This window comes from Nostoc sp. (assembly GCF_035638895.1).
Taxonomy (GTDB): Bacteria; Cyanobacteriota; Cyanobacteriia; order Cyanobacteriales; family Nostocaceae; genus Nostoc.
In genome coordinates this window covers 1-12,410 of sequence record NZ_DASQZC010000257.1, presented here as the reverse complement: position 1 = coordinate 12,410, position 12,410 = coordinate 1, and the positions used below count along the sequence as shown (strand labels likewise).

The 12,410-nt window shown below is 41.7% G+C and carries 12 protein-coding genes and 1 pseudogene; 4 read left to right on the top strand and 9 right to left on the bottom strand.

From position 1 onward, the window contains the following. Positions 1–455 precede the first annotated feature (455 nt). Positions 456–659, top strand: coding sequence for a hypothetical protein (locus VE944_RS12525; protein ID WP_324977412.1), 204 nt, complete (start codon positions 456–458; stop codon positions 657–659). A gap of 130 nt (positions 660–789) precedes the next feature. Here the strand turns inward: VE944_RS12525 and VE944_RS12520 are convergent, their stop codons facing one another. Together VE944_RS12520 and VE944_RS12515 are read right to left on the bottom strand one after the other, a co-directional pair. Next, a complete protein-coding gene (locus VE944_RS12520; protein ID WP_324977410.1) occupies positions 790–1,758 on the bottom strand; it encodes an ISAs1 family transposase in 969 nt (322 codons plus the stop codon). A gap of 86 nt (positions 1,759–1,844) precedes the next feature. Beyond that, positions 1,845–3,014 (bottom strand): calcium-binding protein, encoded by a 1,170-nt coding sequence (locus tag VE944_RS12515; RefSeq protein WP_324977407.1) that lies wholly within the window; start codon positions 3,012–3,014, stop codon positions 1,845–1,847. Between the two features lie 215 nt (positions 3,015–3,229). Between VE944_RS12515 and VE944_RS34305 the strand changes: the two are divergent. Both VE944_RS34305 and VE944_RS12505 read left to right on the top strand, forming a co-directional pair. Beyond that, positions 3,230–3,547: pseudogene (locus tag VE944_RS34305) on the top strand (IS1634 family transposase); the annotation flags it as partial. A 392-nt stretch (positions 3,548–3,939) separates the two neighbouring features. Then, on the top strand, positions 3,940–4,143 hold the full coding sequence (locus VE944_RS12505) for a hypothetical protein (protein WP_324977404.1): 204 nt from the start codon (positions 3,940–3,942) through the stop codon (positions 4,141–4,143). 373 nt (positions 4,144–4,516) lie between these two features. On the opposite strand, the gene VE944_RS12500 is transcribed toward VE944_RS12505, so the two are convergent. From VE944_RS12500 to VE944_RS12490, 3 genes are all read right to left on the bottom strand, one after another. Beyond that, complete coding sequence (locus tag VE944_RS12500) at positions 4,517–4,996, bottom strand: hypothetical protein (RefSeq protein WP_324977401.1); 480 nt, start codon at positions 4,994–4,996, stop codon at positions 4,517–4,519. Positions 4,997–5,360: 364 nt separating this feature from the next. Beyond that, entirely contained in the window at positions 5,361–5,762 is a 402-nt protein-coding gene (locus VE944_RS12495) for a hypothetical protein (protein WP_324977397.1), read from the bottom strand. A 388-nt stretch (positions 5,763–6,150) separates the two neighbouring features. Then, on the bottom strand, positions 6,151–6,285 hold the full coding sequence (locus VE944_RS12490; RefSeq protein ID WP_324977396.1) for a hypothetical protein: 135 nt from the start codon (positions 6,283–6,285) through the stop codon (positions 6,151–6,153). Between the two features lie 173 nt (positions 6,286–6,458). Between VE944_RS12490 and VE944_RS12485 the strand changes: the two genes are divergently transcribed. Beyond that, entirely contained in the window at positions 6,459–6,587 is a 129-nt protein-coding gene (locus tag VE944_RS12485; RefSeq protein WP_324977394.1) for a hypothetical protein, read from the top strand. A gap of 151 nt (positions 6,588–6,738) precedes the next feature. On the opposite strand, the gene VE944_RS12480 is transcribed toward VE944_RS12485, so the two are convergent. The 4 genes from VE944_RS12480 to VE944_RS12465 form a co-directional block, all read right to left on the bottom strand. Next, the gene (locus VE944_RS12480; RefSeq protein WP_324977392.1) at positions 6,739–8,676 is read right to left on the bottom strand and encodes a calcium-binding protein; all 1,938 of its coding nucleotides are present in this window, start codon (positions 8,674–8,676) and stop codon (positions 6,739–6,741) included. Positions 8,677–9,522: 846 nt separating this feature from the next. Beyond that, positions 9,523–11,460 (bottom strand): protelomerase family protein, encoded by a 1,938-nt coding sequence (locus VE944_RS12475; protein ID WP_324977389.1) that lies wholly within the window; start codon positions 11,458–11,460, stop codon positions 9,523–9,525. Between the two features lie 226 nt (positions 11,461–11,686). Beyond that, the gene (locus VE944_RS12470) at positions 11,687–11,908 is read right to left on the bottom strand and encodes a hypothetical protein (RefSeq protein WP_324977386.1); all 222 of its coding nucleotides are present in this window, start codon (positions 11,906–11,908) and stop codon (positions 11,687–11,689) included. Then, the coding region (locus tag VE944_RS12465) for a hypothetical protein (RefSeq protein ID WP_324977384.1) at positions 11,909–12,410 on the bottom strand (502 nt) is incomplete at its 5' end. It lies immediately after the preceding gene.

Genomic DNA, 12,410 nt, shown 5'->3' with positions numbered 1-12,410 from the left:
GTGCAGGTAAGATGTATCCGCTTCGGAGGGAGGAATTGGCGCGATCACACTCCTTACCCATGCCACAATTGCCTACATGTCCGCGATCACTTGCAGTTCCAAACTCCTAAGTATGGCTGATTTATTAGTTACTCAGATACGGATAACCGCGAAGCGGTGTCCGTATGCATAGGCGATCGCTAACTCCTAACTAACTCCCCATTTCCCCCGTGGTACGATCGCACCACCAACTCTTAGAGACGCTCTGCGTAGCAAGATTTACGAAGTAGTGCGGCATCACTGTACTAGTTTGGTAGTAATGGCTTTTATACACACTTGGTAGCCACCACTGAAAATAGCCACATTTTGTATCAGATGTTGATACCGTAGTCACGCTTTCTATATATATAGATATTAAAGATCGTGACTACCAAACTATGACTACCAAAACCCCAAAATCTCCAATATATTTTTAAGTGATTGGGCATCGAGTGTTGGAGAGGGCAAGCGATCTCATTCCCTACCCTGCCCTTGAATCCCTAGCTTGGCTATTTCTATTCACCACATTCACGCGGCTTATTTCTCATCCTGGAATGAAAGCATTGGGCATGAGGCAAGAAGCGATCGCTTCCAAGTTTCCCGGCTTGGTATCCAAAGTGAATCTAGCTGTTACTGGTTAGGCAATTTCTAACAGCTTTTCCGAAGGAGCGATCGCACCCAACATCAAAAACAAACCCCATGTTACGCGAGGTAATGCGGGGTGTTATTTGGGAGTGTGGGGTATTGGGCAGGGTGAGCGCATCTCAAACGCTATTGACAAGCGGGTTTAAAGGTATCATTATGTTGGGATAAACAAGCAGCAAGAATAGTCAGCATATAGTTATTATCCATAGCGGCTCGATTCGATTTTTGGTGATTAGTACGTTTAAAAGATGGCTCTAGGTTTAAAGCATTAAGAGCAATTCGTCGCAGCAATGCTAAATTTTGTGGAGGATGACCAGTACGGACGCGACAAGCGTCTTCATGGAAAGTAACGTCCATTGTCCAATGTAGACCGTTTTCAACACCCCAATGTAGACGAATGGCTTGCCCCAGTTTGCAAGCATCACAGTCCAAACTAGTTAAATAAAATTGAACTTCACGGGTGGTTTTATTCCAAAGACATGGTACCCGCATTACCATAACAACACATTTAAGTCCAACCCAATCATCTTGGTTATGTAAAGTTGGCAATTGAGAAATAGGAACACACCACACTTGTCTTTTTTCAGTACGATGATGACCTTTATCTACCCGTTGCTGATAACTATGGATAATACTTTCAAACCCTTGAGATAAGTGTTGCTCAAACCAATCTTTCACTTGCCCGTGAAGTGTAGGATGATTTCCTTTTAGTGATAAAATGTAATCAGCTTTAGCATAAAAGATTTGGGATGCAATCGCCGTTTGTGTGCCCTCGTCCATTGGAGAGCCTGCGGTGTGGCTTTCTATTACCGCCACGAATGCTTCGTTGATACCGGATATTGTCTCGAGCGCTTTTTTTCTTCCTGCACCTTGGCGACGAATTCTTGGGCTACTGATTAAACTCTGCTGTTCCAGGTCTGCAATCCCTTTACTAATTGTTCTGTAGTTACATCTAAACAATTTACTGATATATCGCATACCCCCGTAACCCAGCTTTTTTGCTTCAATTGCTGCATATCGCCGACGGTCTTTCTCTGATAGCGATTCATAGTAAGATTGCATCTGCTTTTCTATCATTGGAGAATAGATTCTCATCACAATAATCCACACACCAAACCCACAAATTCAATCTACTATACCCTGTCACTAGTTTTGCACTTTATTTAATCCGCATTCCTTAGTTAAAGAATAATGTCGCTTGTGGTATTTCCTGCTGCCACAAATAATGTTGGCGCTCCTGTAAGCTGAATTTCAAAGTCAGCGCCCAAACTGGAATCGGTGTTAGCTGCAAGAATACCTGCTACATACCTAACTTGACCAACTGCGGAGAATACGGCAGTACCAATGAAAGTGAAGGCTTGGTTCCCTTCAGAAAAAGGGTTGGCATCAATAGTAGATAAATCGATTCGGTCACCTAGCAATGCATTGTTTCCGTTTCCGATAAAGTCAGTGATAACATCGCTTGATGCACCAGGTTGACTCTCAAGAACTAAGCCAAAATCAAAAATATCGTTACCTGCTCCTCCAGTGAGGCGATCAGTCCCATTACCACCTTTAATGGTATCGTTGCCATTTCCACCCGATAATTGGTTATTTTGTTCGTCGCCAAAAATACTGTCATTTGCATTTGTGCCAATGACATCATCAAAGTCGACTACTGTAAATGGCAATGTTTCCAAAACAGGAACGTTATTGGCAACTAAACTTCGGGTTTCCAAGTTAACAGTGATAGATACCCCAGCCACAGATTGAGATGCATCTATGGTGTTGTTGGCAACACCCGCATTAGCAATAATGTTTTCTACTCCCAAGAGCGTGTCTAGCCCCAATCCCCCATCTTTTCTAACGGTTCCAACACCTGACAAGGTAATCCTTTGAGATGTACCTCTATAGATTACGGTATCAAAGCCGTCTCCACCATCAATTCTGTCGTCACCCTCACTAAAAACGAAGGTATCATCGCCGCCATCAGCACCCCCAATGAGGGTATCCCTACCAGAACCCCCATTAAGAATATCGCTACCAGCACCCCCATCAAGGATATCGATACCTCTATTGCCGTTCAGGATATCGCTACCAGCACCCCCATTAAGGACATCATTGTCATCACCCCCATTGAGAATATCACTGTTGTCATTGCCATTCAGGATATTGTTGCCGCCATTGCCGTTCAAGATATCGCTGTCAGCACCCCCATTTAGGGCAGGGCGAAAGATAGATGGGGTACCGTTAATGGTATTGTTGTCATTAAAATTACTACCGTTAATAATTGCCATAATCAGCAGAGAGTTGTTAAATGAGGTTACTACGATGACATCAGCCCCAAACCCAAATTTTTCGTGAAAACTCAAAATTTTTACAAAAGTTTACAGATGCAAATTTCAAACCACTATAATTACTTTCTCTGCCAATTAACCAACTCTCTCTACTCGTTCTAATCAATCAAAACGCACTCAACACAAGCAATTACCCACTGCGGAAACTTTACTAACACCCCATCAACACGAGCAATTCCTCATTGCGGAAACTTCGCCAAAATTTACTTGACAACATATTTATCCCTGATTTCGCAGATAGTATTTTCCTTAAAAGCCCAGAAAGAATAGAGGCTTTGGCAATGATTATGGGATTATGCTTACTAGTCTACACACTTGCTCAACGACAAATTAGGGCAGCTTTGCTAGCCTCAGAACCAACTGTTAAAAATCAGTTGGGTAAATCAATAAATAACCCCACATTAAGGTGGATATTTCAATGCTTTCAATCAATTAATCTTGTGATGTTAAAGCAGGAGAAAAATATTTATAATTTAACTCCAGAGCGAAATTTTATTCTCACACTATTACCAGAAAATTGCTGCCTTTACTACACTTGTATAACTTAATTTTTTTGAGATTCTGAATATGCAAGTATGTTGATATGGACTATCTAATTTTATTATTAGTCCTAAATTATTATGCTGATTTTCTAATTTATATAAGCTCGAATTAATAACTAGATAAAAACTCTAGTATTTTCTTATTAACTCACTCTCAAATTACTTTATTTTTTTATTGCTTCTTATTGAGAATAGACTTAATGCTACTTTTATTTTTTAATATATGTTTTTTGCTCATTTAATGTGTTATTTGATTCTCTATTGATGAATCAACCTGAGTAATAACCGATTGTGACAGTACTGGGTGCGGAAGATGCGTTAGTTATGCTTTATTATTTCCTTTTGGCATAACTTTTGTAGCCGCGCCTCCTACTCCGTCAAAATTCCCCAGATTAGCGATGCCTACGGCGGCAAGCTACGCTACCCTACCAATCCCCAATTCCCCAATTCCCTATTCTTGCCGCAAAAATCCTCGTGGTGTGATCGCCCCAATCTTCCCTACCGCCGTAGTCACCACTGGCAAATACTCTGTAATTTCCTACACAAAAACGGTAGCCACCACTGATAAATACCTCATTTTGTATCAAATTCTGATAGCGTAGTCACGCCCTCTATATAAATAGATATTAATGATCGTGACTACCAAACCATGACTACCAGACCAAAACCTCCAATATATTTATTTGCTGGGCGGCTGTACTAGCTTGGCTATGCTGACTTTTATACAATACTTGGTAGTCACCACTGAAAATAGCCACATTTTGTATCAAGTTCTGATACCGTAGTCACGCCCTCTATATATATAGATATTAAACATCGTGACTACCAAACTATGACTACCAAAACCCCTAAACCCCCAATCTATTTTTATGGCATTGGGCATTGGGCATTGGGCATGGGCGATCGCACCAATTTGTCAGCGTGATTATTGCGTATTGTTGATGTGGCTATGGTGGCGTTGATCATCTTAAATAATTATGCCTTCTCATTGTTTTCTGGCATAACTCCGATGAGCGCGTTTTCTATCTCTTCCAAGGCTTTATCGATCGCATCCAATTGCTTGCGATTTTCCCACTCTTGATAGGCTTCCGTGACAAGAGGATCTGTTCCTAGTCCTGTGCTACTGCCTACCCTGCCTATGTGTTGGTGACAGGTGTATTCTGGGTTCTTACCGCGCTGAACAATCCCTTTTAGCCTAGCTTTTGGGTTCCTCTTGAAAATTGGCTCGTTAGCTTGCCATTTTGCGTAGACATACCAATAAATTTCACCACCTTTTTTATACTGCTTACGCACCTCATATTGATGAATCCATGCCCCAGACTCAGACATTGGTTCATTGACTAACTGCTGTCTGATTTCCTTTAATTGCTGAAGCTTCTCTATGATTTGGTTAATGCGTTCATCGTAAATGTTGGCGAAGCTATCGCCATTAGGCGTGCCGATAGTATCAGTCATGGCACTTGTAACAGTTATGCTTATTTAAAAATTTTAAGGCATAACTTCTATGACCGTCGCTAGCGGAGTTTGGCTATGGCGATCGCACCAGATCGTCAGGGCGGTTATTGGTTGGAATGCTGGGCTTGACTGGTGGCGTACCGCGTCTCCCGCGATCGTATAAGTACGGCTCAAAAAGCATACTCTACATTATTATCAAAAATTGATAGTGAAAAGAATTTAGTATATCCAAATGATGCTTATGGTGGTTTAGTCTTTTATACCAATAAACAAAGGAGAATTAGAGAAATCATTTTAGTCGGGGCATCTTGCTGAATCTTCACGTCGCCTCTACTCCGCTTTTACTTTGCTTTGGTTCGTTTTGTTAATCTTGCTCTAAGTGAATTATTGTTGGTGTATTATTAAGTAAAAAGCCTACTTGTAAATTTTTCACTGTTTTATAACCTGAGCGACTGAAGGTAATATAAGCTACCCCTAATTTTTGTGCCGGTAATTGAAATTTATAGGAACCAAATCTATTAGTTTTTCCAAGAACATTTCCCTGGTCTGTAACAATTTCTAAATTTACATCTTCCAAAGATAAACCTGTTTTGGAATCTCTCACGCTAATGATAGCGTCCTTATATTTAACACTTGGGGTTGATAAAGGGGTAGGATTTTTATTATTGTCTTTAGGGATGACTTGAATAATAACAGTTCCTACTGCTGTACCTCCTATTAATAATCCAATTACACTTGGCAAAAACCAGCTTGGTAAATTTCTCACGGTAGTCTTATCGAACTTTTATAAGTATACATACTACTAAAAAACAAAGTTTTTTATTGATTTAGAGATATACGAGTGAAATGAGCATCCATTCAGAAACTTACGCTAAGGACTTGGTAATCGACCACGGGGCGATCGCCTACCAACTCCAGTTTTAATATCAGAAAAATTAGCGTAACTTTTGAAATTGCAATTTCTGACCGCGAACAAAATCACCTCATCAATTAAGGGCCCGCCGCGCTCCCAAAAAAGTATTCGCCGCGTCTCTTCATCCCTATACTGTTTTATCAATGCCAAGTTTTATACAAATGTGGTAGTCACCACTGAAAACAGTCGTATTTTGTATCAGAGTTTGATACCGTAGTCACGACCTCTATATAAATAGATATTAATCCTCGTGACTACCAAAATCCTCGTGACTACCAGACCTGACTACCAAAGCCCCAAAACCCCACTTTAAATCTCTTGTGGCTACGGGCAATCGCTGTACTGTCTTAACATTGCTACGTTTTATACGCCACATGGTAGTTACCACTAAAAATATCCGCGTTTTGTATCAGAGTTTGATACCGTAGTCACGACCTCTATATAAGTAGATATTAACCATCGTGACTACCAGACTATGACTACCAGACCAAAACCTCCAATATATTTTTAGGTGATTGGGTATCGGGTATTGGAGACGGGCAAAGAGCGATGCCGTACCACTTCGTGGATATTGCTACGCGGAGCGTCTCTAAGAGTTGGCGGCAAGCGATCGCACTCACCACACTCACCACAATCGCCTATAGCTGCTTTAACTTTCTAGCTTGGCTATTTAGCTAATTCGCCATACTCACGCGGCTTATTCCTCATCCTGGGGAGAGGGCAAGGGGCATGAGGCAGCAGGCGATCGCCTTCAGATAGGGTATTAATTGAGGTTAAATACCTTACAGTACAAGCTTTTACCGGAATGTCGTTTAAGAATTAATTCCTATTAAACAACCATAAAATTGTTGTTACTTACTGACAATCCAGCAGATAATTGTGCAAATTTTACCTGAGTAAACCCAGACGCACTGCCATCAAGGTCAAAGAACAGTCCACCTGTAGAGGTGTTGTAGATAAATCGCTGAGTGCTAGTGGTGGCAGATGTTCCGATAGAAAACTGATTCGGATGAAGTGAACCTGATGATAATCCGCCACCAAAGCCAGCAGCCGATACCTGAATCAGATCATTAGTCGTGTTGAAGTAATCAATACTATCAACACCTTCATTGAAACTATTGAAAGCAAAGGTGTTAGTAGCATCAGGATCTCCTCCTCCATAGAGGGTATCATTACCTTTGCCACCGGAGAGCGTATTATTGCCACTACCACTAGAGAGGGTGTCGTTGCCATTGCTACCCACAATCAAGTCATCGTACCTTGTACCTGAAATATTTAATCGTTCGATATTGTTATAACTGAATAGAACCATACCTTTTGTAATTGAGCCAGTGTTAGTAGTGGCATTGAATCTTGAAGTGATTCCTGTGGTAATATAACGGTCAAGGTCATAATCGAAGGACAGCAAATCATCACCAATACCTCCATCTAATGTTTGAGTCACTAAAGAATCAAGGGAAGTATATGGAGTCCTTGCAGTGAAAAAGTCATTTCCATCCCCTCCAAAGAGCAGATTATTGCCTTCTGCATTTCTAACATCCAAGTAATCATCACCAGTACCACCATTGAGAGTGTTATTGCCTACTGTAAAACCAGCATTCAATGTATCATTACCAGCATCACCGTTGAGGGAATTACTGCCAGAAGCATAATATGTGTCAACACCTCCATTTCCAATATCATCGTAGCCAGAAACGGAGAGATAATCATTTCCATCGCCACCAGAGAGCAGATTATTACTTGTTGCATAATTAGCATTCAATGTATCATCACCAACATCACCGTTGAGGGTGTTATTGCCTTTTGAAAAACTAGCATTCAAAGTATCCTTACCAGCGCCACCGTTGAGGGTGTTATTACCAGAGATAAAATCGCTAAGTGAAACTCCGATAGGGAGAGGGGTGTCGCTATTACCATAGGCAAAGAGATAATCATTTCCATCGCCACCAGAGAGTAAGTTATCACCTTGTGATTTATAAACATTTAAAGTGTCATCCCCAGCACTCCCAAAGAGAGAGTTATCCCCAGCACCGCCAACGAGCGTGTCTTTGCCCATACCACCAATGAGAGTATCATTCCCTGCGCCACCTCGCAGCAAGTCGTTGCCACTTTTGCCGTCAATTTTGTCATTACCGCCCTGACCATTAATTACATCATCTGAATCATTTAAACCCGTAATGTTGTTATCAAGGTCATTAAGGAAGGTCACCGTATTCTTGATGCTTAGGCTAGTATCTGTAGATTTGGCATCAAAGACATGAAAGCTGTCGGTGATAATCGTTTGTCCACTAAACAGGATATTGCCAACAGCTGGTCTTGCTCCAGAAGCTTTCAGGTTCTGCAAGTTTTCTGATTTGAAGTTTTGCAAGATGACTTTGGTAAGAGGCGGTTCATTAAGATATGGATTCAGATCCTCAACAGATAGTTCAAAAGTGATTTCCAGATTCCTGCCGTTTTGGGTAAGGAGCAGATTTCGAGCAGAGAATAAGTTGTCATTGGACTCGAATTTTAGGGTGTCCACTTCGGCAATTACTGCGGAAGTCCGGTTTGTTCCTTTACCCACACCACCGAAATCTGTGATAGTATCCGTCATGTTGTTGTAGTCATCGTAAACATAAACAAATACATCTTTGCCACCACCACCAGCCAAGGTGTTGTCGCCGTTGTTCCCTGTAATGGTATCGTTGCCTGCAAGACCCTTAATTGTGTCCGCCTCGTAACTACCTACTAGCGTATCGTTTCCCTTGGTTCCAGTTATATTTGTCATAATTTTTACCTCCCTAAATCGACTTTTGGTGTTTCTTATTAAATGTATGAATCTGGGTGCAGAGACTAGCAATTGCTAGCCCCTACAAAGGCTTTGAAATCATGCAAATCATTTTCATCTCGAAATTTAGCAACGCCTTAATTACACCTATTTTGGTCTAATTTATGTTTGAAATAATGGCTCTCCTAGACTAGCTATGTTAAATTAATACTTAATACAAGCTTGAAGTATTACATATCGAGGGATTCAAACAAATCAAGCGTATTTTTTATTAAATCTTTTATTTTATATTGCTATAAGCTTTCTATATCAATAGCTCTAGCCTGTTTTTATTATTAATTTATCATAACCACTCTGGGAGAGCCAAAATAATGACACTCAATCTAACTTATACCGATTACTCTGCTAAAAAAATACAAGCTTTATGCAAAACTCTGTAGATCCTCACAAAAGTTAATTAATTGCCCTTGTATAATCAAGCCAAAGGGGGATGTAGGCGGTTGTAACAAGGGTAGTAAAAGCAGATTATTGTCAGCGATACCTGTGCTTCTTGCTAGCCGGGGCGCTTTGTATAAGCTGGTAGAGATTATCTCTCGGCGATGGCAACAAGAACACCGCAGGCATCGCCAAAAAACAACTTTTTTAGAGAAGTCTTTTCAGCAATGTAATACGGGAATAACCTTTACTGTGCGCCTGTTAAACGACATCTTCCCAAAAACCTCTACAGTAAAGCATTCAGCCCCAAATTAACGCCGCAATAGGAATTGCACTAAGTGAGAGAGTAGTTAATGCTAACGAGGTCATCCCAGAACCCTATAGAACAGAGGATACAGCCCCAAAAGGCGTTTAGTTTCTCCCTGCTTTAAAGCCTTCACCACTAAGGAATTCTTCATTTATCAGTAACAGAATTTTATTTGTGTCCTTGCCCTTGTTGGCATAGCTAGCAGGATTACTGGGATCTTTTTTGTTCTCCATCCCGTACTTGGCGTTATGGCTGATTATTTCATCCTTGTGCTTTTCAATCCAATCTCTTATCATCAAACCGTTACAGCCGGATAAATCCCTCAAAGCTTGGTTAGTCACTGCCAAGCGATCGCCATCTCCAGTTGCCACAGTATCGTTGTAAAGACAGATAGCCAGATAAGACCTGCGGATTTTTTCTACAGCTGCCCCAGGCGTTTTGCTCCCCCATACCTCAGCATCGGTCTTGGCTTGCCAGTCAATCTCTTCCTTTGGTGGTGTTACTTTGGCTGGTGTGGCAATGGTAGCAGGTGCTATTGCTCCTCCAATAGTTAACTTACTTACCATCTCAATAACTTTCTTTTCCAGCCAATAATCTAACTCTGTGACATTGAGGGTAACTGTTTGGGGTTGTGGTGCGCTGGTTTCGATTGCATCTTTCTCCTGTTGTAGTTGGTTATTCGCGGCTTCTAACTGGTTATTGGTTTCTTGTAGCTGTCTAACTTGTGCTTCTAACTGATTATTAGCTTCCTGTAGCTGTTTAACTTGTGCTTCTAACTGGTTATTGGTTTCCTGTAGCTGTTTAACTTGTGCTTCTGATTGGGCTAATTCTTGCTGTGCTGACTCTGGTAGCGTGGCAGTATCCAAACCTTTGTTATACGACTCAATTAAGGCGCTAACTACTGACTGATGGTTAGGTGCTTCTAATTGCCCTTGCAGGTAGCGAATAACTTCTAAGTCTGAAGACTTAACCCGAACATTGGCAAGTTTTTCTCTTGGCAGATCGCCAGGGAAGCCTACAGGTTTTGTAACGTAATAATCTGAGTAACCAAGCGTAGTAGCGATGTGTTTTAAATCGCTATCACTGAGTTTATCGCCTGGGGTAATATGACCGAGAAAGCAAGCTGCGAAGTACATTTTCGCCCCTAGTGAACCCTTACAATCTCGCTCGGTTACGAGACTTGCACAAGCTGCCCTTAGTGCTTTACAGTCATTGTGATCTTGCCCGTAACGGAAGTTTAAAACAGGTTCATTACTGTCCTTGCCACCGAAATACTTTTGGACTACCCGACGCAGTGAATTGCCACGTTTATCTTCAATCGCCTTATTTTGTGCTGCTACATCACGGGGAAACTCCTCAGAAGCTTCTTTGAGTAATTCCTTAAGATTGGCATCCTTCCGCAAGTAAGCCAATCGCTCAATAATGTACGAAGCGGCGAACAAAGTAGAAATTCTGAAAACTGGCTTCTCCCCACGCTTCTTGCCCTGCCCTTCAAACATGGCTTGGTAGGATTCGCCATCTACTGCGGTAAACTTTCCTCTGGCTAAAATCTCATGAGGACGGCGGCCCGTAGCAGCTATCAAGCCCACAGCCAACTCGTGAGGATCGTCGCTGGCTAGCAGTTTCTCTGTAACTTCTAGATAGGCATCTGGATCGATCTCAATGCCTTTATTGCCACCTTCGTCAGCATTCGTTAAGCGATCGCTTACTCGCGTAGTTTCGTTTCTTTGTTTCCACTCTTGATCATTCAGACCACAGAGTAATACAACATAGTGCTTTAGCTGGTTTCCTGTGACATTGCCTTGGGCATCGTGTTTAGGTACTGATTCAGCGTTTTTTCCTTGCTCTAATGGCAGCGACTTGAATTTCTTATAGAAGCCAGCGCGACTCAACACAGTGCCTAAACTATCGACACTGTAGTTGGTATTCTGGTTTATCCACTCATTAAATTGCTCACAGTATGGCTTAATTTCTTCAAGGCTTTGCAAATCTTTTGCCGCTTCAAATAGCTCATTCACCTTTTCTTGTACAAGTTTAGACATAGGTGACAACTTTGTAACTTGTTATTATTTTAAATTAACAAGTTATTCAATGTCAATATCCTGTTAAAAACTGATAACAGCTTTTTGCCGTTTTATTAAAGCACTTTCCCGTCGACGGGAAAAATTTGAACCGATAACTTAAGGAGTAATTTTTTTGGCGTTAGCGATAGCATAACCTCCCGATGGGAGCAATTGCACCTTGGAGCATGTTGGCGAGGCTCTTTGGTCAGCGATCGCTGAAACGCATTTCATTTTTTTGGCGGGGGTCATCCGTGAGCGTGGGTTTTGTGAGATGACTTTGGGCATGGCGGACGGCGGCGTTACCACCTGCAATGTCTCGAAACACAGCATTCGTTATCGCTATACGAGTTTCATAGGTTGGTTGTTCCGCATTCCACTCACACACAGATTTAAACGCCCCTCGGACTAAAGGCGCGAGGAGTTTCAACTAACCTGTGGCTAATAATAGTTGATTTAAAGAAATTTCACACTCTTGCTTATCACCCCAACATTTACGGGCGATCGCTATTCCCCCTCTGACAGCTTTTAAAACATAACTTCGGAAATGTTCGCCAAAACCTACTTCTTTGATCTCAATTTTAAGCGCGATCGCCTGCTGTGCTAATTGCTGGAGTGATAATTGTTGCTGAGATTCCCTCTGGAGTTCCCGAAGGTGCGATCGCTGGTTTTCTGAGAGTAGAGGCCAAATTCCATCAAGCTCGGCTTGACTCACCCCAAGTTCTTCCCAACTTGAAGCTTTTAGCAATTTCTCAATTACCAGTTCCGTTGGTTGCTGATTTTCAACTGGTGGGTCAATAGCGATACCTGCGGCGGGCGTAGCCATCGTCTTTTCTACAAGCTGATTTTCAACTGGAAAGTCCTGCAACTTCACCATCTCGGCAATTTGAGTCCATAATGGCTTCGGTAGGAGCTTGGCAGCAGCTTTTAAA